Here is a 23,182-nt window from a genome sequence, read left to right as displayed (position 1 = left end):
GATCCACCCTCAACCTCAGGGGCGGGTCGTCACTGAGTATAATCGGGCCGTCGGCACTCTGCCCCCACGGGTTACAAAAGTACTAAACACTGCCAGCAACCATCTGCAAATCACCTGACAACTGTCACCAATGCGCCCGAAGCACTCGCCGGTGTGCTTCAATCATTGGCCCTCAGACAACCGCCGCGGTCAACGCGCCCAGGCCACGTCATGCGGCCGCCGCAGCTGACTGCCCACAGCCGCCAGGCAGAGTGGTTACCGATGCCAAAAGGGCAACCCTTTCATCCAGCTACAGGACAGCAAGCGAATCTACGACTACGCTTCCCCCTGTGTCGCAAGCCAAAACGTCATCCATACTCCGTAGGAGGTTACTGCGCCACACTCGCTTCACCGACCGACTGTCAGGTCGATACCGGTACGGAGCCTTGGATCAACGCCATCAGCGCATTCGACGGTACCTGACTATGCAATGGGACTCTGCACAAGGGGCTGGATCGTGATACTAGGCATTCCAAGAGAAATCCACGAGCACGAACACCGGGTGGCGGCAACGCCCAAGTCCGTCCGCAAGCTGATCGGCCTCGGGCACGAGGTAGTGGTGGAATGCGGCGCCGGGGCCTCGGCCCAATTTTCCGATGCTGCGTACAAGGAGGCCGGGGCAACCATTGCGGAATCTCCCAAGGACCTGTACCAGGTCGCCGATTGCGTCCTGAAGGTGCGGGCGCCGGAGATTCATCCGGAGTACGGCGTCGACGAATCCCAGTGGCTCAAACAGGACAGCCATCTGCTGGGTTACCTGTGGCCGGCGCAGAACCCCGAGCTGCTGGAGAAACTGTCCGCCCGTGGCGTCACCGCCTTTGCCATCGACAGCCTGCCACGAATCAGCCGCGCCCAGCGCATGGATGCCCTCAGTTCGATGGCAAACATTGCCGGCTACCGGGCGGTGGTTGAGGCCGCCCAGCACTTTGGCCGCTTTTTCACCGGCCAGGTGACCGCCGCCGGCAAGGTGCCACCGGCCAAGGTGCTGGTGATCGGTGCCGGGGTCGCGGGACTGGCCGCAGTTGGCGCCGCCCGCGGCATGGGGGCGATTGTCCGCGCCTTCGACACCCGGCCGGAAGTGCGCGAGCAAGTGGAAAGTATGGGCGCCGATTTCCTCGAAGTGGAAATGGAAGAGGAAGGCGCCGGCGCCGGCGGCTACGCCAAGGAGATGAGCGACGAGTTCATTCGCAAGGAAATGGCGCTGTTCCTGGAGCAGGCCGCCGAGGTGGACATCATCATCACCACCGCGTTGATCCCGGGGAAGCCGGCACCCAAGCTGATCACCGAAGACATGGTCAAGGCGATGAAGCCCGGCAGTGTGATCGTCGATCTGGCGTCGGAAAGGGGCGGTAACTGCGAACTGACCGTCCCCGGCGAGATTGCCTGCAAGCACCAGGTCACCCTCATCGGCTACACCGATCTGCCCAGCCGGATGGCCACGGTGGCCAGCGAACTCTACGCCACCAACCTGCTCAACCTGATCACCGAACTGACCCCAGAGAAAGATGGCCAGTTCAACGTCGATATGGACGACGACGTAATCCGTGGGGTCACTGTGGTGCACCAGGGCGAGATCAGCTGGCCACCGCCCAAGCCCAAGACGCCCACCAGCACCCAGCCTCCTCCAGGTACGGAAGAGCCTCCATCCAGGCAGCAGCCGCTGGCGGCGCCCTCCCCGCTGTTCCGGTCGCTGCGGCAAATCGGCTGGCTGCTGATCGCGGTGGGTGTCCTGTATGGTGTCGGCGCTCATGCACCACAGAGTTTCCTCACCCATTTCACGGTGTTTGTACTGGCCTGCTTTATCGGCTGGCAGGTCATCTGGAACGTGACCCCGGCGCTGCACACCCCCCTGATGAGCGTGACCAATGCCATCAGCGGCATCATTGTCATTGGCGCCATCCTGCACCTGGCCCAGAGCGAAAGCATCATCATTGGGGTGGCGTCGTTCTTCGCGGTGCTGATCGCCAGCATTAACGTGGCCGGCGGGTTCCGGGTCACCCATCGCATGCTCAATATGTTCCGCAAATAGGAAGGCGACACCATGTATTCAGGACTGGTTAGCGTAGCGTACGTAGTGGCGAGCATTCTGTTCATCCTCAGCCTGGGCGGGCTGTCGCACCAGGAAACCGCCCGCCGCGGCAACTGGTGCGGTATCGCCGGCATTAGCATCGCGATGGTGGCCACGCTTTACCACATTGGGGCCGACAACCTGATCGCAACCCTGGTGGCCATTGCCCTGGGCGGTATCGCCGGCTTGATCGTCGCCCAACGAGTGGTGATGACCCAGATGCCGCAACTGGTGGCCATCCTGCACAGTTTTGTCGGGCTGGCCGCGGTGCTGGTGGGTTTTGCGGGGTATCTGGAGCCGCTGGTATCGACCGTTGGCGCCGAACACACCATCAAACTGGTGGAAGTGTACGTGGGCATCTTTGTCGGCGGCATTACCTTCACCGGCTCGGTGGTGGCCTGCGGCAAGCTTCACGGCGTCATCTCCAGCAAGCCGGTCATGCTGCCGGGACGGCACTGGCTCAACCTGGGCATCATCATTGCCACCCTGGTATTGGGGGGCAGTTTTCTGTCCACCGACAACAGTGCCCTCGGCGTGACCATTCTGATCGTCATGACCGGCCTGGCACTGCTGTTGGGTACACACCTGATCATGGCCATTGGCGGCGCCGATATGCCGGTGGTGGTGTCGATGCTGAACAGCTATTCCGGCTGGGCGGCGGCGGCCATCGGCTTCCTACTGCGTAATGACCTGCTGATTGTAACCGGCGCCCTGGTGGGCAGCAGCGGCGCGATCCTCAGCTACATTATGTGCAAGGCCATGAACCGTTCCTTTGTCAGCGTGATCCTGGGCGGCTTCGGCCAATCGACCGAGAGTACCGGCGTAGCCTCCGATGAACCGGTTCAGGAAACCACCGTGGAGGAAGTCTGCGAGGAGCTGCTGAGTGCCCAGGCGGTGATCATCACCCCGGGTTACGGCATGGCCGTGGCCCAGGCCCAGAATCCAGTCAGCGATATCACCCGCTTTCTGCGAGACAAAGGCGTCGAAGTCCGCTTCGGCATCCATCCGGTGGCGGGCCGTCTGCCGGGCCACATGAACGTGCTGCTGGCGGAAGCCAAGGTGCCCTACGACATCGTGCTGGAGATGGACGAAATCAACGACGACTTCCCGCAGACCGATGTGGTGCTGGTGATAGGCGCCAACGACACCGTAAACCCCAGTGCCGCGGAAGATCCCGGCAGCCCCATTTCCGGCATGCCGGTACTGGAAGTCTGGAAGGCCCACCGGGTGGTCGTCCTCAAACGCGGCATGTCCGCCGGTTATTCCGGGGTGGAGAACCCGCTGTTCTACAAACCCAATACCCGCATGCTGTTTGGCGATGCCAAGGACATGACCGAGCAGATCCTGATGCGACTGAAAGGCTGATTGAGGTTGCCGGTTTGTTGGCGTGGGTTTCGGGCAGCCCGTCACTCGCCCACAAACACCCAGTTGGTGCCGACATCGTCGCAGACAATGATGTCCAGGCCTACGCCCTCGCAATCGTCCAGCGTCTGTGGCAAGGCGTCGGTCAACCGGGCCTGCACCGCCATGGATTGTTTGTCCCGCTTCAACAGCTGGAAGGTGGCCTCCAGCCGCTGGGGGTAGTCAACGCCGCTGGCCTGATGGCGTTGGTAGCCATGGTAAAACTGGGTGAAGCTCATGGTGGCGCCGCCCAGGCCGATGTCCAGCATCTTGCGGATATAAAGGTCATAGGCCTGGGACAGATAACGGCGCAGTTCGGTCTCGTTGTTGGGGTCGCCCTGATAAGCCTCCAGCCCCAGCCGGTTGGTGTCATCCAGCACCCCTTCGGCGAGAGCGCTGTTGGACTGGTTTGCCGCCAGACGGTAGCGTTGCCGGGGACAGGCGATGATTTCGCCCTCAAGCCGGCAGTCACGGAAGGCGAAAGCCGGACTTTGGCTCAAGTCCGGTTCCTGTTCCGACTCTGCCGCAGGCGATGGCAAGGGATCGTTGACCGGGACCTGTTGTGGCCGGACGCGGGTCGGCTCCGGCGAGGAGTCCGGCATGTCCATGCCGTATCGGGCCGCGTGACGCTTCAGCAGCAGCGCCTGAACCTGCGGGGTGTTACGCCGGAAATCGTCGAAGGATGGCAGACGGTTGCCACCGCCCTTTTCCCAGACCTGGCAGTACACCTGCTCATACGCCGTCTGGGGCTGCATCGGGCAAGCCATCGCCGACGCGCTCATCGGCACCAAGGTCGCCATCATCAGCACCCCCCATGGCAGCGTTCGCAGATTCCGCATCGTTCACCCGATCAGTTGTTGGGACATCCCCAGACTCTACCGGATTTTCCTGCGCCTCGCGTCAACGGCGTCGAAACACTGCGCCACCGGGACCGGGGTTAGTGTGCTAACGTAGAACCCTCCCCCGCGAGAACGGAGTCTCCCATGAAGCTGATCGTCATCTCAGACACCCACGGCATGTACCGGCAGATTGGGCACATTCCCGACGGTGACGTGCTGATTCATGCCGGCGACAGCCTGGGCCGGGGCACCCTGGAAGAGCTGGCAGAGTTGGATGCCTGGCTCGGCACCCTGCCCCATCGCCACAAGCTCCTGATAGCCGGAAACCACGACTGGTGCTTCCAGAACGAACCCGAGCAGGCCAGGTGTTTGATCACCCAGGCCACGTACCTGGAGGACAGCGGTATCGAGATCGACGGCGTCCGCTTCTGGGGAAGTCCCTGGACTCCTGAGTTCTTCAACTGGGCCTTCAACCTGCCTCGGGGCGCAGCCCTGGCCGAGCGCTGGGCGCAGATTCCCGACGACACCGATGTGCTGATCACCCACGGACCGCCCATGAACATCCTCGATCAGGTTGGCGAGCGCTTCGGCGGGGGCCATGTCGGCTGTGAAGCCCTGGCCGAGCGCCTGGCCGGCCTGCGGCTCAAGGCGCACCTGTTCGGTCATATTCACGAGAGCTACGGCCAGCAGGAGCACGGCCACTGCCTGTTCGTGAATGCCGCCACCTGCAACGGTCAGTTCAAGCCGGACAACCCGCCAGTGGTGCTGGAGATCCATGTCTGAAACCGGTCACGTTCGCCAGTAGCCCGCCCACCATCAGCACAGCGACGCCCATCCACACCTCCCGGCCGAAGGTCTCGCCGAGAAACAGGTAGCCCAGCGGCAACATCAACGCGATAAGGAACCCGACCACCACCAGCAACAGGTAGGACAGAGGCTCCTTAATCCTGCGCAGGACCGTTATCATAAGCTTGGGCTATCGGGACGTCGCACAGGACAGCCTGGCTGGCCTACCCAAGGTACGCTGGCCGCAGTCTAGCTTCTGCCCGCAACTGGGCTGACCGGCTTACGCCATGGCAGCGAGGATGGCACAGACCTCCTCATCGGATACCTGGGCAAAATCGACGTACCAGCAGCCAACACCACCCAGGTCTTCCGGCTCCAGCACGCAAACGAATTCATCCGCCAGCCGCCGGAATTCATCTGCGGTGTCCCTTGCCGCCACCGGCACGGCGACGGTGACCCGGTCCGGATGCTGATGTCGAACCGCGTTCAGGGCCGCATGCATGGTGGCCCCGGTGGCGAGGCCGTCGTCCACCAGGATGATATGGCGATCGGTAATGCGCGGTTTGGCGCGCTCGCCCCGATAACGCAGGGCGCGCTGCGCCAGGGTGTCCTGCTCCCGCAGCTGAACCTGTTGGATATCCTGCTGCGTCAAACCCAACATGTCGATCAGGTGGCTATTGAGGAAACGGGTGCCGTCTTCGGCGATCGCACCCATGGCCAATTCCGGCTGGTAGGGGACGCCCAGCTTGCGCACATTAAAGGCATCCAGCCGTAGCCCTAACCTGCGCGCTACCTCCGCCGCAATGGGCAGGCCGCCTCGCGGCAACCCCAGCACCAAGGCATCGCTTCCAATAGCCACCCCCTCCAACCGATCAGCCAGCTGCTCGCCGGCATCCCGCCGGTTCTGAAAGACTCTGCTCATCGTCAGCCCTCCCGCAGCTCACGCTGCCAAGGTGATTGCCGGATAAGGCCCTCCTTTAAGTTTACCAGCCTTCAGCCGGATAGCGGATGTCGTGATACCGACTGGGGTTGCTGCACGCCCCTCAGTTGGTGGTCACCCGCCAACAACCGGGTAAATCCGAAAAAAGTCGGAAATTTATAATTTTTTTGGGAACCATTTCACAAATGCCAGCGTGTAGATACTGTGATTGTCGTCACCGTCTGACCCTGACGACAAGCCACGCTGTCTTATTGCGCAGATCCCGGTTTGCGGGTATGGAACCCCCACAAACCAGCGCGGCTCCTCTAGCAAGTGGGAGTGAATTGACAGGCCTTTCGGCTGGCTTTTGAAGGCCAGGTCAGCCGAAATAGATTCGCCCGCCCCTCCCCAGGGCGGGCTTTTTTATGCCCGCAAGCTGCCGAAGGCATGGGCGGGTTCAGAAGCTCAGCTCAAGGCCGAGTAAGGCGTACTGGTTGGTGTATTCGTAACGGTCGATGCTGCTCAGGTTGGCCTTGTAGTCGTATTCGGTAAACACCGCAAAACCCGCCGGCAGTTCAACCTTGGCCCGGAGCCCCGCTCGCCATCGATGGTCCTCGCGACGTACTGCCAGGGTCCCACCATCACCGCTATTAAGACGGTGCCGATCCCGGTAATAGCTGTAGCGATAGCCGGTGCGCAGTTCCAACTCCAACCGTTGCCACACTGGGTGGGCAATCGACAGCTCCAGCCCGTGTCGTTGCGGCGAAACACTGTAAAACTCGGCGCCGGTGGTCAGATCCTCACGGGCGTTGTAGTCGCCACGGTATTTGAGCTCGCCGGTCCACGCCTGCCAGCGCGCGCGGTAGCGGGCATCCAGCTGGTACAGTTGGCCTTCGTAGGCATCAAACCCGGCTTCGGCACTGACATCGGTTGCAGTCAGCTTGAGCAGACAGGACTCGGAATCGAACCAGTTGCCGCAACCAGCCAACCGGTAACTCAGCATTGCCCGACTATGACGCTCCTGGGGCTCGCCTCCGCGGCGGACCCAGGCACCCCCTGCGCCGAACCCCAGCCGACCAGGGCCAATGAGCTGACGCCATTGCAGATTCACCTGCGCCAACTCGCTGTCAAAATCGTCCTCGCTGGCGTAATGACGCAGATATAACCCCACGTCTCCGCGAAGACCGCGATTGCGGTCGCCGTACAGAAAACCTGAGCCCGCAGCCACCGCCTCGGCGAATCCGCCTTCGAGGTCTGAGCGGGCGCTGTCCGGAAACAGGGCGATATTATCTTCATAGCCACCGGCCACGGAGATAAAGCCGTACCAGTCTTTCGGCGCCGCCACCGGCACTTCCGCCGCCCCCGCCAATCTGTCCAGTTGGCGTTGCGCCAAAGTAGCCAGATTCTCGGGTGGGGTTTGCTGGAGCACCGATTCGAACGCCGTCCGGGCAGTATCGGACTGCTCCTGCTTGAGCGCAATAAGACCGAGGTTATAGGTGGCGAGGGCCTGATGCCTGGTGCCGAGCAGCTGGCCAAACTCAATTTTGGCCAACTCATACTCGGCCAACTGATAATACAGCACGCCCAGGTTATAGCTCAGGGAAGCCGATTGCAGGCCTTGCTTACGGGCGTGTTCCAGGTAAAGGCGAGCCTCTTGCAATTGGCCGCGCTCAAAGGCCTCGACCCCATAACGGAACAGCGTTTGGGCGTCGGTCGCCTGACTGTAAGCCTGGGAACTGATCAGAACCAGAAAAAGGCTAAAAATGAGAGGTAATTTGGATAACGACTGCAAGAAAACTCCCCCGACATCGGCCGATCCGCACCAAGCAACCACACTCAGCAGAGGATCAGGGAAAATTCAGGGAATGAGTATAACAGCGAAACGCCCCACATCACCCGCCAAATTGACAGGATGTCAGGACTAATCAGTCAATTGACTGACAAAGAGAGCGGGGAGCGCTTATGGATTCAGCACTTGTCCGGCGCCGTCGAGCAGTTTGTCGGTGGTGTCGAGCAGCTTATCCTCGTCCACCAACGGCAAATCTGGATCCTCCAAGCCAGGAAGATCCAGCACCGGCCCGTCTTGATCCGGCCCCTCGGGTAGCGGCAACAGATCCAGAAGCTCGCCCGGCAACTCCGTACTCAGAGCGTCACGGGACTCCCGACCCTGCTCGGCCAGGGTTTCAGTCACTTCGCGCCCGGCCTCCCGCATCAATTCAACGTTGGAAGGTACCGAATCCAAGTCCCCGGTCTCCAAGCTGGGCACCGGCTCAGGCAACTGAAGCTCCTGTACAAAGGAATTCCCCAGGGCCTCGTCATCCGTGACCATGCGCATGGTCACGTCAAGGTCATCCTGAGCATGAGCCACCATCGAGGCGGCCATCAGCAACGCGCAGCTACCCGAGATCAGCCATCGGATAACGCCATTGATAGGTTTCATGATGCAGGCTCCGTTTTATCATGAATGGGTGCCCGAAACGTCTTCTGCCGCGTGCCGTCGTCCAGGTGAGCGACCAAAGCACCATCCCCGGGGAACAGCACCTTCAGGGGCAATGCCAATACGTTGTCGCCTTCTTTCAAACTGACCTGCCAGCTCAAGCGTTGCCGACCCGGATACGACGCCAACTCCACGTTAGCGGGCAACTCCAAAGTCAGGGTGACATCATCCAATGCCCGTCCGGAATGAAATGCGAGCTTTACCGTTTGTTCCCGGGGCTCAAATTCCGGAAGCGCTGCTGACGCTTCAACCACCGTTGTTTCGCCCGCTCCAGCCGAATCCGCCACCAGCGTCTGTTCCGGCTGGTCGGACTGCCATTGCAGACCAATAAACACGCCGAGCGCCAGTACCGCTGCGACCGCGCTACCCGCCATCGGGTGTTGCCAGGAACGGCGTGCCGCCGCTCCCCGAGTGGCCGCCGTCAGAATCCGGGATTCGAAATCAACGCTGGGCACAGGTACGGACTGCGACCGAAGCGCGCCCAGCAATTTCCGTTCCGCGTTCAGTCGACCTGTACAAGCCGAACACTCAGCCAAGTGCGTTTCCAGCGACTGCTCCATCGCCGGCGACAGTTCACCTCGAGCGTAATGTTCCAGTTGTTTACTAAACAGATCACATGACATGGCATCCACCTCAGTTATCTACACGCTCGGGGCGGCCAAAAGGTTCCAAATCTTTTTGCAGCAATTCACGAAGCTTGGCGCGGCAGCGGTGAAGTCGAGATTTGATGGTGCCGACCGGCACTTCAAGCACTTGCGCAATGTCTTCCTGGCGCCAGCCATCGGCATCGTGCAGCAGCAGCAACGCACGCTGGTCCGGCGTTAACCGGGCCAGCACCTGTCGGACCCGGTCGCTCATCTGCTCCTGACTGATGCACTCCACGGCATCGGCCGTGTCGGCACTGAAACTGTCAAAAAAAGCATCCTGATCCGATGCCTCGGCCAGATTACTGACGGAGACTTCGCCCTGACGGCCTTTTTTCCGGGTTTGGTCAATAAAATGACGATACAGAACCCGATTCAGCCAGGGACGCAGCTGCTCCACCGACTCGACCTCCTCCAGCCGCGGATACAGCTTGACCATCACGTCCTGCACCAGATCCTCAGCATCATCCCGCTGACCGGTGAGACGGAAGGCGAAGGCGTACATACTCTGAAAATGCGGCTGCACTCGCTGTTCGAAACGCTTGGCCTTCGAGGGACGAAATGGAAGCAAGCTCAAAAAGTCACCCTTACTGAGCGCCCCCGGGAACAATCCACGGCCCGGACATACCCAGTCTTTCTTCTAGTATCAAACATGCTTATACCAAAAAACCGGACCACAATTCAGTAGTCCAGGTCCGATTCCTGCAGGTTGGTTCTGGCGAACCCGCCATGCTAGCAGTGCCAGCTCAGGAAACCCACCGTTTCTGCATGAAAATAAAAGGGGAACAGAGAGGGCCGCAAAATGCGACCGTCTCTGCTGGGGAAGGAGCGACTAGCGCGTTTCCAGTAGGCGGTAGTTCACTAACGCCGGATCGTTGCGAATCTGCGCTTCGGTATAAGGGAAGTGAATCCAGTGCTTGCCGGAATAGGCCTCGGTCATATCCTGGTGGTAGGGCGAGGCCGGATCCGTGGACTGGGAATAGGTGACGAACCCTTCCGCCAAGGGATTTCCGGTCTCATCCCAGGTGACCGTCTGGATGTAGCTGTTGCCGAAGGTGACCTGATATCCGTTTGCCAGGTCGCTGGCGCGGGAGCTGGCGATGGTAAAGGCACCCTCAAAGCTCTCGCCGCCAAACACCGGAATGGGTGACTGGTGAACACCGGACTGCTGCAGCTCTGCGGTGGAGGCAGCCAGGTCGATGCCGGCATCCACCAGGGCCTGGACCCCGTCCGCAAAGGCCGCTTCCACCAGCGGGTCAGCGAGATTGAGGTTGGCGGGGGTATGCACCGGATCCGCCGGATCGAAGGGCGTCAGCCACTTGCCCGGCGACGCTACCGGCAAGGCATCGATACGGCGCCAGAACTCGCGCCAGATATGACCGCCCACCGCATCGAGGTTATGACTGCCGTCCCAGGCCGCCAACACGGTGCAGGCCTCGGCAATCGCCACCGGGCCGGAACTGCCCAGCGCTGTTGGCAGCTGACAGTAGTTATCCAGCACCGACTGGCGCGCCAGCTGCTCGGACAGCACGGTACTGTCGAGCACCAGCTGTTGCAGGTTGCCCAGGTCGAAGCCGGTACTGCCGCCCAGACCGTCGCTGCCATCCAGCCGTTGTTCCACCTGCTGGATACATTTGCGGGTGCGCAGGGTTCGAGCGGTTTGCTCATCGCCGACGATGGACGGGTAGCCGGTCAGCGGCTGGTCGGGGTGAGTCAACCAATAGCTGTCGTTGCAGTTATGGACCCAGTCGGTGCGTTCCAGCGTGGGCAGATTGCCCGGCCCCAGAATACCCGGCGCCGGTGCGTCGGCGTCGGTATCCCACGCACACTCGGCGCGGGCACCGTCCAGCACCGGCAGGCCCGGGGCCAGCTGGGCGAACACCGGCGTCAGCGCCGTCGGGCAGGCGGTCACTTTGCTGTCGGGGACATTGGGCACCACGGTGACATCGCCATAATAAACCGGCTTGCCAGGGCCGGTGGCCACGGTATTGACCCAGGGCACCCCCAGGACGCTGGCATGGAGATCAACAAACTCCTCGTAACTTTGGGCCTGATTCCAGCGGAAAAACTGATTCAACAGGCGGTCATTCTCAGCATTGGCGTCCCTCAGGGTGTAAGCCTTGGCGCCACTCCACTGCAGCACTGGCACCCCGGACACCTCGAAATTAAGCATCGGCCCGTAGTGGGAACGGTACAGGGTCCGGGTCTCTTCCCCAATCGAACCGTCTTCGTTCAGGAATTCCACGGTCAGCTCACGCTGCTCCATATCCACAAACTCGCCCTCAAACAGGTATTGAGTCGGGTCTGCGGGGTTCAGGGTCAGCTCATAGAAGGTGAAGCGGTAGGCGGTAGAGACGGTGTGGCTCCAGGCAAAATGCTCGTTGAAGCCAATCAGCACCGCTGGCAGCCCATACAGGGCAGCCCCCATGATTTCGGTGTCGGCCCCGACTTTCAAATGCGCCAGATACAGGCGCTCGGTCTTTTGCCAGGGAAAATGGGGATTACCGAACAGCAGTGACTCGCCACTGCGGCTGGCCTCCCCGCTGATGCCATACATATTGCTACCGATGGGCAGCTCGTCGCCGAACGGGAAGGGCAAGTCCCCATTACCGCCCTCAAGCTCGGACAACTGGGTCAGAATCGTGTCCGCCGCCAGGGCCTCGGCACCGGGCAGCGCGGGAGGGGCCGCGGTGGCGATGCCATCGACGAACACCGAGGAACTGGCCAGCACCGCCAGGCGGAAGTAGCGCCGGTACATGTCGTCCTCTTCCAACGGCAGCAACCAGTCCGCGTTACGACAGGACTGATGACGCCCCGGATGTTCGCCCTGACGGATTTCCGCCAAATACCGATTGTAACCAGCGACGAAGCCCGTCGACGCCGCCAGCACCTCCGGGTCACTGGCGGCCTTGAACGGGGCAATGGCCGCGTCGGTGGCCACACTGCGCCAGAAGAAATCGGCGTTCAGGTTGCTGGTGTCGGTACCATTGGCGGGAATGGTGTAGTTGCCACTCTGCCCCAGATAACGGGCACGCAGGCCACGCAGGGTCAGGGTGTCTTCGGCCAGCAGACAGAGGTTGTCCTCCGCTTGCAGGTAGCCATAGGCGTAGCCCATGTCGGCGAAACTGTCCGCCTCGATGTGGGGAATGCCAAATTCGGTACGGCGCACGCTGGCGCGATAAGGTGCCTGGTCCACCGCTTGATCGCCACGGACCACCGGCGAAGCCGCGACATCGTCGCTTCCGTCACCACCGCCGCCACCAAAACAGCCCGCCAATAAGAAAACGGAAAGGGCGCCTGGTACCAGGCGCATCGGGTTGATCATTGCTCTGATTCCCTTGTTGTATGGATTGTTTGGGAAATAGTCCTGGGCAGGCAAAACTCGCCTACTACCAAAGTAGCAACGATGGCAACCGGAGGAAGGTTCCAATATCACCGAACCTGTCAGCGACCGGATCTTTTTAGAGCGGACAGGAATTAAAACAAAAGCGTTTGGCAACAGACTGTTACGAACGCGGTTAGCACATTTTTCAGTTTTTAACAGCAAATTTTTGGAACCGAGTCTCTACGACTTACGTGTTAACCTCAAATTGGCAAAATTGGCCCAATACAACAACAAAGGTATAGAGGCATGATCAGTAACAAGCAGTCGCTGCTGGCATTGGCTATCGCTTCGGTTGGTTTGAGCGGTTGTCTGGACAACGGTGGTCGTACCGGCAAGAACGCCAACCCTGTCTACGATGTCGAGTTTTCCGCCATAGAGGAAGGCACCAGCCCGGTGTTCGCACCGCTGGACACCGCCTTCCCCATTCCCAGCGATGCGCTGTTCTTCCTCAGTGAGGTGGACGACGGCACCATGCTGAACGGCACAGACCCCGCCAACCCGGTCACCACCGGCATTGGCTTTATGGACGGCAACTCCATCCTGGCGCCAGTGGACATTAAGATCGAAGCCAGTCTGGATGCCAATCAAACGTTTGATGCCCGTGAGTTTATCGACGTCGATGGCGAGATCGTCCCCAACCCGGACCAGAACGTTTTTTTCATCGAGCTGGAATACCCGTCCGGGGATAGCCTGAAGCACGCCGACGGCGAGGTCGCCGGCCTGCGCTCCGCCAACCGCTACCGCCAGGCCCAGGCCCTGCGCGCCGCCGGCGATGACGCCGGTGCCGATGAGATCCTGGCGGACCTGGTCGACCCTGGGTTCCGGGTCGAACTGCTGGACATTGACGGCGGCCAGGACAACATGCTGCGCATCGCGCCGATCAAGCCACTGAATCCCAAGGCCCGCTACGCAGTGGCCATCAGCAACGCCATCGTCGACGCCCAGGGCGAGCCGCTGGTGGGTTCCGTCACCTACCAGAGCGTCTCCAATCCGGCCCGAGTCCTGTCCAACGCGGCCCTGCAGCCATTCCGCGACGCCATGGTACCGGCGCGGGTACTGACTGCGGAATACTTTGACTTCAAACGGGAAGTGCTTGGTAACGGCGCCACCAACAAAGCCTTCGCCGATATTCCCATGGCGACCACGGTCACCATGACTGCCGTCGACGACGTGCTGCTGGCCAACGCGGCCCCGGTGACCTTCTTCGAGCGCTCGCTGTTGATCGACGCCAAACAGACGGGCATCGGCCAGCTCCGCAGCGGCGAGTACAACCTGACGGAACAGCCGGTGGCTGGCGACACCCGCCAGGATATCAATGACGAAATTTTCCGGCTGTTGACCGATGAGAGCTTCCGCCTCTACGACGCCGATCTGGCCGCCATCCTGACCACCGCCCGCGATCAAGGCCTCACCCTGATCTACGGCGACCTGGTCAACGATGCCGACGCCGATCGCCAGCTGGCGTTCCTGTTGCAGACCGCCACCACCACCGCGATCGAGACCCTGCAGGATCTGTCGGCGGACGCCGCGGCCCTGGCAGCCGAAGCCGACGGGTTGCTGGATACGCCCAAGCCCCGAACCGTTCGCTTCTACCGTCAGCAGGAAGGTGGCGACGTCAACCCGGCGCTGCAGCAGACCGCCGCCGACCTGGGCATTACCGAAGTGAACGTCAACGTTCAGGTGTACGAGGGCGAGATCACCGTGCCCTACTACCAGAGCCTGGCGGTGGATGGCGACGGCAGCCTGCTGCAGTCGAGCAACTGGACCGCCGCGGACTTCTCCGCCAGCGACACCCTGGCGGACGCCCCATCAGACCGGATCACCTACCGCTTCCCGTTCCCGGTAAAAACCACGGACACCAAGATTCCGGTGCTGGTGGCCACCCCGGATGAGAATTTCGGGACGCCACCGGCCGCCGGCTACCCGGTGATCATCTACCAGCACGCCGCCACCACCGACCGCTCGGCGACCCTGCCGATGGCCACCGCCGCCGCGTTGCTGTGCCTGACCGATGACAGTACCCCGAACAACGACGACACCTGCTTCGTCACCGTGGCCATCGACCAGCCGCTGCACGGCATCTTCGACAGCGGCCTGGTGGGCCTGAGCGCCATCACCTCCGACGACAGCCAGAGTGCCGGCGCCTCCACCGATGCGGTGGAGCGTCACTTCGGCTTTGCCGCCGACGCCGATCTGGCGGCGGTGCCGGCCAGCCAGCTTGCGGCACCGGAGTCCGGCGGTCTGTTCCTGAACTTCGCCAACTACGCCAACACCCGCGACAACATGCGCCAGGCCACCCTCGACCTGCTCAACGTGAACGCCTCGCTGCAGGCCATCGAAGACGCCATCAATGCCTGTCAGCTTGCAGGCGATTGCACCAACGGCATCGACCTGAACCTGAACCGGGTCTACTTCCTCAGCCACTCCCTGAGCGGCATGGGCGGCGTGCCCTTCCCCCACGTCAATAACGCAGCCATCGCTGCAGACGAGGAATCATTCCTGAACCCAATCCAGGCGGCCAACTTCCTCAACACCGGCGGCCAGTTCACCCGCCTGATTGAGAACTCGCCGGCGGTGGCGCCGCGGCTGCTGCCGGGTCTGGATGCCGCCTCCGACGGCCTGCTGGCCCAGGGTCGCACCGAGCTGAACATCTACTTCAATGTGTTCCAGGCGTTGCTGGACAGCACCGACCCCACCGCCTTTGCGCCTTACTACCAGGACAATGGCATTCCCACCCTGCTGACTGCCATCGCCGGGGTTGAGGGTGATGCGGACCGGCCTACGGACAGCACCATTCCCAACGCCGCCGACGATGAACTCTACGACCAGGCACCGCTGGAATTCGTCGACCCGGAGACCGGCTTTGTGATCGCCAGCGAGCGCGCTGCGCTGGCCGGCACCGATCCGATGGCCGCGGCCATGGGCGCGGAATCCACACCGCTGGCCACCGGCCTGCCGGTTATCACCCGCTACCTGGAAGGTTCCCACGGCAACCCGATTTCGGCGGGTCAGAAGGACTCCGATGCCTTCAGCTCCGGCGCGGTGTTCAATGAAATGGCGTTCCAGCTGCGGTCACTGTTCAACAGCGGCACCGTGACCGTCGACAACCCCTGCGTGGTCAAGGACGCCGATCAGTCCGGGACCGACTGCTCCGAGGGTGGCGGCAACACCGACCCCGGCGCCGGCGGCGACGGCGGTGATGGTGGTGACGGCGGCGGTGATGGTGGCGACGACGGCGGCCTGCTCGGCGGCATCCTGTAGCCAAGCCATAGCGCTATCAGCTCCGGGGCGGGCCTAAGTGCCCGCTCCACCGGAACCGAATTATCCCGATAACAACAATGCTCGCGGCGACGGCCTCACGCGCCCTCGCCCACGGTTTGCCCAAAATGGAGTGACCGACTCATGAAAAAAACAAAGTTCACCCGAACGTCCCGGCTGGCAACGGCTTTGCTGGTGGCGGCACTGGCGCCACAGGCGCAAGGCTTCGATTTCGAGATTTACGACATTGATGCGTCCTTCTCCACCACCCTCACCGCCGGTGTCGGCGTGCGTCTGGAAGACCAGGACGAGGACCTGATTTCCCAGGGTAACCTGGGCCCTGAGTTTGCTTTCTCCAACACCGGCGCCTCGTCCAACAACTTTGACGACGGCAACCTGAATTTCGAGAAGGGCGACTTTTACTCCCAGATCCTCCGCGGCCGTTCCGAACTGTTCCTCGATTACGCGCCGGACAGCGATGTACTCACCCGGGTCGGCGCGCTGATACGCGCCAGCTACTACTACGATCACGTTCTCCGTGAGAACGACTTCGCCACCGACCCGGTGGGTCAGAAGCGCAAGCTCAATGACGAGGCCCACGACAACGCCGCCGGCGCCGACCTGCTGGACGCTTATGTGTTCTCCGACTGGTACTTCGGCGAAACCCCGGTGTCCGCACGTTACGGTCGCCAGGTGGTGAACTGGGGTGAGAGCACCTTTATTTTGGGCGGCATCAATGCGGTCAACCCCATCGACGTGCCGGCATTTCGGGCACCGGGTGCCGAGCTCAAGGATGTACTGCTGCCGGTGGAAATGTTCTACACCTCGGTGGGCATCACCCCGGACCTCAATCTGGAAGCCTTCGTCCAGACCGACTGGCAGAGTTTCAAGATCGATGACTGTGGCACCTTCTTCTCCACCAACGACGTGGCCGCCGACGGTTGTGGCCCGGTCCTGCTGGCCGGCCAGGTACCGGACGCCCAGGCCTTCGCCGAAGGCTTCGTTGCACAGCGGGCCGGCGACAAGGAGCCGGGTGAACAGGATCAGTTTGGTGTTGCCCTGCGCTGGTTCATCGCCGAACTCGACGCCGAGCTGGGCTTCTTCTACACCAAGTACAACAGCCGTCTGCCCTACTTCAGCGTGATTGGCAACAACCCGGCAGACGCCGATGCGACCCAGGTCAACGACCCCAGCCAGCCGTTCTCCCGGTTCCCGCAATATTTCATTGACTACCCCAAGGGCATCAACCTGTACGGTGTCAGTATCAACACCACCCTGCCGACCGGTACCTCACTGGGTGCGGAGTACAGTTTCCGCGACAACATGCCAATCCAGTGGAACACCCTGGAGATGCTCTTTGCCGGCCTGCAGCAGCGCGGTCCGGACGGCCAGGTCCTCAGCACCCGGGAGCAACAGCTGCAGGCTGAGAATCCCGGCGTCAACTACGCCGGCCAGGAGATCGATGGCTATGACCGCTTCAAGGTGTCCCAGGCCCAGGCCACGGTGATCCACTTCATCGACCGGGTCATGGGCGCGGCCCGCTTCATCATCGTCGGTGAGGTTGGCGCGACCTACATCCACGACTTCCCAGACAGCGATGAGGCCCGCTTCGGTCGCTCCACCATCTACGGCGCCGGCCCGATGCCGCTGGAGGGCGAAAGCTTCACCGGCGACTTCTGTACCGAGAGCACCAACATCAACCCATCCAACTGTGTGGACGATGGCTTCACCACGGACTTCTCCTGGGGTTACCGCGCCCTGTTCGTGTGGGACTACCCCAACGCCGTTGCCGGCATCAATCTGCGGCCCAAGCTGTTCCTGGCCCATGACGTCGAAGGCTATGCCCCGGACCCTGGCGGCAACTTCAACGAAGGACGCAAGTCCGTGGCGGTAGGCATTGACGCCGACTACCAGAACGCCTACAAGCTGTCGCTGAGCTACACCAGTTACTTCGGGGGTGACTTCAACACCATCAATGACCGTGACTTTGCGGCGGCCAGCTTTTCCTACTCATTCTGACGACACTAAAAACCAAAGGAGACACCGTCATGTTCAGACGCAACCTGCTATCCAGCAGCTTACTGGCTTGCTCCCTGGCCCTCAGTGGCCAGGCCCTGGCAGCGGTATCGGCGGAAGAAGCCGCCAAGCTGGGCGATACCCTCACCCCGATTGGCGCTGAGCAAGCCGGCAACGGTGGCGCCATTCCGGCCTGGACCGGTGGCCTGACCACCCCGCCGGCAGGCTATAAAGGCGACGGTCGTTACGTCGACCCGTTCCCGGGTGACCAGATGCTGTTCAAGATCGATCGCAGCAACGTCGATCAGTACGCCGACAACCTGTCACCGGGCCAGATTGCCACCATCAAGGCCTACAGCGATTACTTCATTCCGGTTTATGAGACCCGTCGTACCGCCAGCTACCCACAAGCGGTGCAACAGCAAACCATCGAAAACGCCACTCAGGTGTCACTGGTGGAAAGCGGCAACGGCCTGACTAACTACCAGACCGCCACGCCGTTCCCGATGCCGCAAAATGGCCTCGAGGTGATCTTCAACCATCTCACCCGCTACCGCGGCGGCTCCTTCACCCGCAACGTCGCCCAGGTGACTCCGCAGCCGAACGGCGACTTCAGCCCGGTGCGTTTCACCGAGTACTTCACCGAGCGGGTCGCACTGGGCGACTACGAGCCCAGCGAAGATCCCAACGTGATGTTCTACTTCAAGCAGGCGATCACCGCCCCCAGCCGGCTGGCGGGCAACGTGCTGCTGGTGCACGAGACCATCGACCAGGTTGCAGAGCCACGCCGCGCCTGGCTGTACAACTCCGGTCAGCGTCGAGTCCGCCGGGCGCCGAACGTGGCCTACGACGGCCCGGGTACCGCCGCCGACGGTCAGCGTACCTCTGACAACCTGGACCTCTTTAACGGTGCGCCGGACCGCTACAACTGGGAACTGCACGGCAAGAAGGAACTGTACATCCCATACAACTCCTACCGCCTGACCGATCCCGCCCTGAGCTACGACGACATCGTCAAGCCGGGTCACATCGACCAGAGCAAGGCCCGCTACGAGCTGCACCGGGTCTGGCACGTGACCGCTACCCTGAAGGACGGCGAGCGTCACATCTATGGCAAGCGTGATTTCTACATCGATGAGGACACCTGGCAAGTAGCCGTGGTTGACCACTACGACGGCCGTGGCAACCTGTGGCGGGTGGCTGAGGCGCACTCCATGCAGATTTACGACGCCAACATTCCGGCTTACGCCTTCGAAACCCTGTACGACCTGCTGTCCGGTCGCTACTTGGTTATGGGTCTGACCAACGAGGAAAGCGACCCCTACACCTACGGTACCGAACGTAAGTCCAACGAGTACACGCCGGCCGCCCTGCGCCGCGCGGGCGTTCGCTAACGGCGAGCGTTGCAAGCCTGCCCGCCCGGTGTGAGCCGGGCAGGCAGGGTTCCGTCATGGGGATGTCATCGATTCCGGCGCCCCGCCTAGCGTATTGAACGAGGCCCTCCGATCTCAGGAGCGGTTGGAAAGCTGGCGATACAGCTGGTCTTTCAGATGTGCCCGTTCCACTTTCATCTCATTGAAGTGTTGGTCATCGGTGGGCACCTCCCGCACCTCCAGGCCACGGATTTTCTTGTCGAGCTTGTCGTACTGATCACTGAGTTCACGGAAGGCGGTATTGGATTTGCGCAGTTCGAGAATGACGTGTTGGAAATCAGGAAAATCGACATTCAGGGCATGATCACTGATAGACATACAGAACTCCCTCGCTGGTAGATGACTTTCAGGTTGCATCCGCACCCGCACTCCACCACGACTGACCGGCAACCCACCATCCCTATATAAAAGATAGCCGATGTGGTGATTTTTTAAACAACCACAAGCGGGTCACTGTGGCAATTCCGAGAACCACTGCCGGCGCAGTTGTTGCAGACTCTCCTGATAGAGGCGTTGCCAGGCGGCCTCGTCCATGGTGCTGCGACGCGCGTTCAACGACTGTTGCAGCTCAATTCGGGCCTGCCGGTAACCCTCCCGCTGCTGCTGTTGCAGGCTGATTTCCTCCTCCCGAAGTGCGATCACCCGGGCTTCTTCCTCACCGTAGTGTTTAACCCGCAGCTCGGCCGTCATTGCCGCCCGCTGGTCGTGGTCGGTCACGTCCCGCAACAGCAGTTCCTTGTCCCGGCGATAGCCGCCGTGAGCCCCCTCCAGGCTGGCCAAGGCCTCAAAATGGCCCTGCCAGCTTTGTCGGCGCAGCCGTTCCAGCGCCTGCAACCGCGCAGCCGGGGTCATGGCCGACGCCTGGTTGAGCAGCGCCTCATAGCCAAACTGATACGCCGCCCAGGCCCGCTCCTGGCCAAACAGCAGTTCCGCCCCGGCCTCGCCCAGCAGTTCAACCCGTAAGTCGTCGATCCGCTGGTAGCGGTCACCGGGCGGCAGCTCCCCAGACATCACCAGCGCCGACATCGCCTGTTCGTAGCCAAGATACCGGGGTAACAGGGCCCGCAGCTGATCGACAAAATCCGCGTCGGGGTAGCCCTCCAACTCTTGCCCCAGCAAGGCATGACAGGCGACCACCTCAGCGCCGCAGCGTTGCCGTAACTCGTTGAACCACTGTTGCAGATTGCCCCCCGCCGTCTGCAACTGCTGGAGATACCGGAACCGCCGGTCCCGGGCGAGGTCGTGGCGGCCCTGCTGGCCCTGTTCGGCTTCGGTGCCGGCGTTGCGTGCCGGCACCGAGGCAGGCGAATCCAGCCCAGACACCGTGGGTGCAACGGTCAGCGCAACGTGGGCTCCCACTGTGACCACGTCCGGGTGTACCGGTGACTCTGACTGGGAGGGAATCAGCACGTACCCGAGCCCGGCGATCAGCGTCGCCGAGCCCAGTATCAGGATGAGCGACTTCATCAGAACTGGAAATCGCCAAGCACCGGGAAGTGGTCGGACAGATCCCAGATGCCCCAGAGGTCATCGGAGTCCGAACGGGGAACCCGGACATCGTTACGGGACCGCTGGGGCTGACGATGGCTGTTGCTGACCACCACATAATCCAGATACTCCACCCCCAGGGACAGCTCACCATCGGCATTCTGGTTGACCGTAGGGTCGTAGGTGGAACGGCTGTAGCCAGTGGGTTCCGGGGCGGAGGCCACCAGGTTGGCCAGCATTTGCTGGTAGTCGCCGGGGAACTTCAGCTTGTTCACATTGAAGTCGCCGCCCATCATCACCGCATCGAAGGCCGGGATGCCCTTGCCATCGATCAGACCGCGGATCTGCTGGAACTGTTGTTGACGCAAGGCACGGGCCTCGTCACTGTCGAACGAGGCGGTGTGGGTGGCTGTCACGTGATAGGCCTTGCCATCCCGGATCACCTCCGCATACACCACGCCCTTGTCGGCAAAGCAGTCGGTACCGGTACAGTCCTGGAACACCAGGTAGTCGGTCGCCGCAATCGGGTAGCGGCTGACAATCACCACGCCGCCGTTGTAGAGATTGAAGCCCGGCTCATCCAGGATCTCGGTCTGGTAGGGATAGTCACTGGACAGGGCCTGCAGCAGATCCTCGCTGGCGGAGGCAAAGGCCTCCTGTAACAGCAGCACGTCATAGCCCTGCAGCACCGAAGGCATTTCCTCCAGCCGATCGCCGATGTTGCTGGCCAGCATCGGCAGCGCCCAGATGTTGTACGTCAGCACCTTGAGGGCATCGTCGCCGGACTGAGGCTCCGGTTGGTTACCATTGCGGATGGTGTAGTAGAAGTCGTCGTAGCCACCGGTATAGTCGGCTTTGAAAGCCACCCGGCTGGCCAGGCCATCGTAAGTGCTGTCGTGGCGGTGGATGTCGCGATCATCCTGCCAGGGCGCATTGAAATCACTGCCGCTGGCGCTGTGCTCGATGGTGCTGCCATACCAGGTGCCCTGCATTTTCTGCTGCAACGTCACGGTGGAGGATTGGCCGGTAACCTGAGTCTCAAAGTGGTAGGTCTTGCCACTTTTCAAACCCTCGTAGCGATTGAACGCCAACACACGGGCGGTGGCGTAGGGGGCAATCTCGGTGGCCTCCTGTCGCCACTCGCTGCCCTCAACCAGGGTGTCGTCGCCGAAGTGGTAGCTACGCACCTGCACCGTTTCGCTGGTGGAGTTGGTCAGGTAAACGTAGCTGTCGGCCTGGGCCGACATCATGCCCAACAAGCAAGGCAGGGCCAGGCACCATGGCAGGGGGTGCCGAAAGACTCGATGAAACATGCAGCTGTCCTTTTTATTGTCTTATTGTCGTTAGTTGGCGTGTTTGCTGTCACAAACAGAGCGGCAATCAGGACCGGACCCGACGTCGTTCGGGACGCCCCATTGTCGCTTTATTAGACAACCACGAATCAGAACGTGACAGAACGTTTCGTTATTGGATTTATGAATCAAGTCTCATTTTTTGCTGCGCCCGGGCGACCGGCCTCAACGGCCAACCAGCAGGCTCTGCAGCCAGGAGGCGACGCCAGGGTAATCGGCCAGGTCGAGCACAAACTCCTGGCCACGGGCGGCGCAGCGCAAGCGGCAGCGGTCTTCCTCCAGAGTCCAGCGGTCACGGTTGTGATGGTAGCTGAGCGGACGTTGCTGGGGACCGGGGAAGAAGGCGGCGGGCAGTTGCCAGTGGGTTGGCGAGGGGGCGTCCGCAGCGGTCAGCCTGTGTTCGCTCGCCAGGGCCGGGAAGGTGCCGGCACCGGCCAGGCCAGTGTCCTGCCCCGCCAGCGTTAGGTGCGGCGACGCCAAATAGAGGGTGTTGTTGGGGTCCGCTGTACCATGCAGGTGCGGATGGTAACGCACCCAGGGCAGCTCGGCCGCGGCCAGGTCATCCACCGTGATGATGTCACCGATCTGCAGCCAGCCCCACAGCCCGTGGAACGGCTTGGCAGCCCTGACGAAGCGCCAGCGGCCACCGACCGGCTCCGCCGCCCGCAACAGACCAAAAAACAGAAACACATCTCCGGTGGTCACGCCCTGGTTGCGGAGGTGGCTTTGGGCCGTGCCGGTTTGCCCCAGCAGCGGTCGCCACCCCGGCCGACGGGGGTAGCTGTCGGCGATCAGGTCCGGGTCCAGGTGCGCGCCAGCGTCAGCGCGGGTTGCGTCGCCGGTCAGCCCGACCAGCAACTCCCCCACGTTGAGACCCTGATGCCGAATATCCCGGTAGCGGATGCGGGATCGTTGATCGGGAATGGGCAGCGCATACACGCTGCCATCGGGAAACAGGGGGCTGGGGCCGCCCCCGGCAGAGGAATCAAAGCCCTTTCGACTGAGGATCAATCGCACCGGTACGTCTCATTGGCCGGGTCATCGGCTGTGCGGTCAG

18 protein-coding genes are annotated in these 23,182 nt (G+C 61.7%); 6 read left to right on the top strand and 12 right to left on the bottom strand.

What is annotated here, in order from left to right; genetic code table 11:
• Positions 1–469 precede the first annotated feature (469 nt).
• A complete protein-coding gene (locus N6L25_RS01890; RefSeq protein ID WP_271977337.1) occupies positions 470–2,068 on the top strand; it encodes a Re/Si-specific NAD(P)(+) transhydrogenase subunit alpha in 1,599 nt (532 codons plus the stop codon).
• A 12-nt stretch (positions 2,069–2,080) separates the two neighbouring features.
• A complete protein-coding gene (gene pntB, locus N6L25_RS01885) occupies positions 2,081–3,472 on the top strand; it encodes a Re/Si-specific NAD(P)(+) transhydrogenase subunit beta (protein ID WP_271977336.1) in 1,392 nt (463 codons plus the stop codon).
• Positions 3,473–3,513: 41 nt separating this feature from the next.
• On the opposite strand, the gene N6L25_RS01880 is transcribed toward pntB, so the two are convergent.
• Positions 3,514–4,347, bottom strand: a complete 834-nt coding sequence (locus N6L25_RS01880; protein ID WP_271977335.1) for a hypothetical protein — start codon at positions 4,345–4,347, stop codon at positions 3,514–3,516.
• Between the two features lie 144 nt (positions 4,348–4,491).
• Between N6L25_RS01880 and N6L25_RS01875 the strand changes: the two genes are divergently transcribed.
• A complete protein-coding gene (locus tag N6L25_RS01875; RefSeq protein ID WP_271977334.1) occupies positions 4,492–5,130 on the top strand; it encodes a metallophosphatase domain-containing protein in 639 nt (212 codons plus the stop codon).
• On the opposite strand, the gene N6L25_RS01870 is transcribed toward N6L25_RS01875, so the two are convergent.
• The 7 genes from N6L25_RS01870 to N6L25_RS01840 all read right to left on the bottom strand — a co-directional run bounded on the left by N6L25_RS01870 (position 5,087) and on the right by N6L25_RS01840 (position 12,518).
• The gene (locus N6L25_RS01870) at positions 5,087–5,314 is read right to left on the bottom strand and encodes a hypothetical protein (protein WP_271977333.1); all 228 of its coding nucleotides are present in this window, start codon (positions 5,312–5,314) and stop codon (positions 5,087–5,089) included. The two genes, N6L25_RS01875 and N6L25_RS01870, sit on opposite strands and share 44 nt — an antisense overlap.
• 99 nt (positions 5,315–5,413) lie before the next feature.
• On the bottom strand, positions 5,414–6,055 hold the full coding sequence (locus N6L25_RS01865; RefSeq protein ID WP_271977332.1) for a phosphoribosyltransferase: 642 nt from the start codon (positions 6,053–6,055) through the stop codon (positions 5,414–5,416).
• 454 nt (positions 6,056–6,509) lie between these two features.
• Positions 6,510–7,844: a tetratricopeptide repeat protein gene (locus N6L25_RS01860; RefSeq protein ID WP_271977331.1), complete on the bottom strand. Its 1,335-nt coding sequence runs from the start codon at positions 7,842–7,844 to the stop codon at positions 6,510–6,512.
• Between the two features lie 168 nt (positions 7,845–8,012).
• Positions 8,013–8,492, bottom strand: a complete 480-nt coding sequence (locus tag N6L25_RS01855) for a hypothetical protein (protein WP_271977330.1) — start codon at positions 8,490–8,492, stop codon at positions 8,013–8,015.
• Positions 8,489–9,172: an anti-sigma factor family protein gene (locus N6L25_RS01850; protein ID WP_271977329.1), complete on the bottom strand. Its 684-nt coding sequence runs from the start codon at positions 9,170–9,172 to the stop codon at positions 8,489–8,491. The genes N6L25_RS01855 and N6L25_RS01850 overlap by 4 nt, the downstream gene beginning before the upstream one ends.
• Positions 9,173–9,182: 10 nt before the next feature.
• Positions 9,183–9,770, bottom strand: a complete 588-nt coding sequence (locus tag N6L25_RS01845; RefSeq protein WP_271977328.1) for an RNA polymerase sigma factor — start codon at positions 9,768–9,770, stop codon at positions 9,183–9,185.
• A 255-nt stretch (positions 9,771–10,025) separates the two neighbouring features.
• The gene (locus N6L25_RS01840; protein ID WP_271977327.1) at positions 10,026–12,518 is read right to left on the bottom strand and encodes a penicillin acylase family protein; all 2,493 of its coding nucleotides are present in this window, start codon (positions 12,516–12,518) and stop codon (positions 10,026–10,028) included.
• Between the two features lie 306 nt (positions 12,519–12,824).
• Between N6L25_RS01840 and N6L25_RS01835 the strand changes: the two genes are divergently transcribed.
• The 3 genes from N6L25_RS01835 to N6L25_RS01825 all read left to right on the top strand — a co-directional run bounded on the left by N6L25_RS01835 (position 12,825) and on the right by N6L25_RS01825 (position 19,246).
• Positions 12,825–15,839 carry a hypothetical protein gene (locus tag N6L25_RS01835; protein ID WP_271977326.1) on the top strand — a complete coding sequence of 1,005 codons (3,015 nt, stop codon included), beginning with the start codon at positions 12,825–12,827 and terminating at the stop codon, positions 15,837–15,839.
• Positions 15,840–15,980: 141 nt separating this feature from the next.
• Positions 15,981–17,855, top strand: coding sequence for a DUF1302 domain-containing protein (locus tag N6L25_RS01830; protein WP_271977325.1), 1,875 nt, complete (start codon positions 15,981–15,983; stop codon positions 17,853–17,855).
• 29 nt (positions 17,856–17,884) lie between these two features.
• Positions 17,885–19,246 carry a DUF1329 domain-containing protein gene (locus N6L25_RS01825; protein ID WP_271977324.1) on the top strand — a complete coding sequence of 454 codons (1,362 nt, stop codon included), beginning with the start codon at positions 17,885–17,887 and terminating at the stop codon, positions 19,244–19,246.
• 114 nt (positions 19,247–19,360) lie between these two features.
• Here N6L25_RS01825 and N6L25_RS01820 read toward each other — a convergent pair whose 3' ends face one another.
• From N6L25_RS01820 to N6L25_RS01805, 4 genes are all read right to left on the bottom strand, one after another.
• Positions 19,361–19,603 carry a YdcH family protein gene (locus N6L25_RS01820; RefSeq protein WP_271977323.1) on the bottom strand — a complete coding sequence of 81 codons (243 nt, stop codon included), beginning with the start codon at positions 19,601–19,603 and terminating at the stop codon, positions 19,361–19,363.
• A 132-nt stretch (positions 19,604–19,735) separates the two neighbouring features.
• The gene (locus N6L25_RS01815) at positions 19,736–20,752 is read right to left on the bottom strand and encodes a lipase secretion chaperone (RefSeq protein ID WP_271977322.1); all 1,017 of its coding nucleotides are present in this window, start codon (positions 20,750–20,752) and stop codon (positions 19,736–19,738) included.
• Positions 20,752–22,086 carry a sphingomyelin phosphodiesterase gene (locus tag N6L25_RS01810; RefSeq protein ID WP_271977321.1) on the bottom strand — a complete coding sequence of 445 codons (1,335 nt, stop codon included), beginning with the start codon at positions 22,084–22,086 and terminating at the stop codon, positions 20,752–20,754. The genes N6L25_RS01815 and N6L25_RS01810 overlap by 1 nt, the downstream gene beginning before the upstream one ends.
• Before the next feature lie 204 nt (positions 22,087–22,290).
• Complete coding sequence (locus N6L25_RS01805) at positions 22,291–23,142, bottom strand: hypothetical protein (RefSeq protein WP_271977320.1); 852 nt, start codon at positions 23,140–23,142, stop codon at positions 22,291–22,293.
• Positions 23,143–23,182 lie beyond the last annotated feature (40 nt).

Origin of the sequence: Marinobacter sp. SS21 (assembly GCF_028369065.1) — a bacterium.
Lineage (GTDB): Bacteria > Pseudomonadota > Gammaproteobacteria > Pseudomonadales > Oleiphilaceae > Marinobacter.
The sequence above is the reverse complement of the archived record's forward strand: the minus strand, read 5'-3'. Positions and strand labels throughout refer to the sequence as shown.

What these genes read in the sequence shown, in the direction of transcription:
- N6L25_RS01810 (WP_271977321.1), bottom strand. Translation starts at nt 22,086, where the DNA reads ATGTTTCATCGAGTCTTTCGGCACCCCCTGCCATGGTGCCTGGCCCTG.
- N6L25_RS01850 (WP_271977329.1), bottom strand. Translation starts at nt 9,172, where the DNA reads ATGTCATGTGATCTGTTTAGTAAACAACTGGAACATTACGCTCGAGGT.
- N6L25_RS01815 (WP_271977322.1), bottom strand. Translation starts at nt 20,752, where the DNA reads ATGAAGTCGCTCATCCTGATACTGGGCTCGGCGACGCTGATCGCCGGG.
- N6L25_RS01825 (WP_271977324.1), top strand. Translation starts at nt 17,885, where the DNA reads ATGTTCAGACGCAACCTGCTATCCAGCAGCTTACTGGCTTGCTCCCTG.
- N6L25_RS01890 (WP_271977337.1), top strand. Translation starts at nt 470, where the DNA reads ATGGGACTCTGCACAAGGGGCTGGATCGTGATACTAGGCATTCCAAGA.
- N6L25_RS01830 (WP_271977325.1), top strand. Translation starts at nt 15,981, where the DNA reads ATGAAAAAAACAAAGTTCACCCGAACGTCCCGGCTGGCAACGGCTTTG.
- pntB (WP_271977336.1), top strand. Translation starts at nt 2,081, where the DNA reads ATGTATTCAGGACTGGTTAGCGTAGCGTACGTAGTGGCGAGCATTCTG.
- N6L25_RS01840 (WP_271977327.1), bottom strand. Translation starts at nt 12,518, where the DNA reads ATGATCAACCCGATGCGCCTGGTACCAGGCGCCCTTTCCGTTTTCTTA.
- N6L25_RS01870 (WP_271977333.1), bottom strand. Translation starts at nt 5,314, where the DNA reads ATGATAACGGTCCTGCGCAGGATTAAGGAGCCTCTGTCCTACCTGTTG.
- N6L25_RS01820 (WP_271977323.1), bottom strand. Translation starts at nt 19,603, where the DNA reads ATGTCTATCAGTGATCATGCCCTGAATGTCGATTTTCCTGATTTCCAA.
- N6L25_RS01880 (WP_271977335.1), bottom strand. Translation starts at nt 4,347, where the DNA reads ATGCGGAATCTGCGAACGCTGCCATGGGGGGTGCTGATGATGGCGACC.
- N6L25_RS01865 (WP_271977332.1), bottom strand. Translation starts at nt 6,055, where the DNA reads ATGAGCAGAGTCTTTCAGAACCGGCGGGATGCCGGCGAGCAGCTGGCT.
- N6L25_RS01835 (WP_271977326.1), top strand. Translation starts at nt 12,825, where the DNA reads ATGATCAGTAACAAGCAGTCGCTGCTGGCATTGGCTATCGCTTCGGTT.
- N6L25_RS01875 (WP_271977334.1), top strand. Translation starts at nt 4,492, where the DNA reads ATGAAGCTGATCGTCATCTCAGACACCCACGGCATGTACCGGCAGATT.
- N6L25_RS01855 (WP_271977330.1), bottom strand. Translation starts at nt 8,492, where the DNA reads ATGAAACCTATCAATGGCGTTATCCGATGGCTGATCTCGGGTAGCTGC.